This is a genomic window from Streptococcus humanilactis (genome assembly GCF_019448275.1).
In the GTDB taxonomy this organism is placed as follows: Bacteria; Bacillota; Bacilli; order Lactobacillales; family Streptococcaceae; genus Streptococcus; species Streptococcus humanilactis.
Genome location: NZ_JAHXBZ010000058.1, coordinates 1 through 215 on the forward strand (window position 1 = coordinate 1; position 215 = coordinate 215).

Here is a 215-nt window from a genome sequence, read left to right on the forward strand (position 1 = left end):
CCAGCAGATAAGACAGTAGTAGCAAATCCAGAAAAACTTACAGACGCTGAGAAGAAAGCGATCGAAGATAAAGTTAAAGCTGTAAATCCAGATGCAACAGTAGTTGTAGATGACAAAGGAAATGCGACAGTCACAACCCCAGAAGGTAAGACAGCTGTAATTCCAGCAGCAGACTTGACGAAAGATCCAGAAGCTGCAACTAAACCAAATGCAGG

General features: G+C 42.8%; 1 protein-coding gene. It reads left to right on the forward strand.

Features of this window, described 5'->3' with window-relative positions; translation table 11 throughout:
* Window positions 1–215, forward strand: a 215-nt coding sequence (locus KV696_RS09850; protein WP_219967539.1) for a MiiA motif-containing surface protein, incomplete at both ends; no start/stop codon positions are given.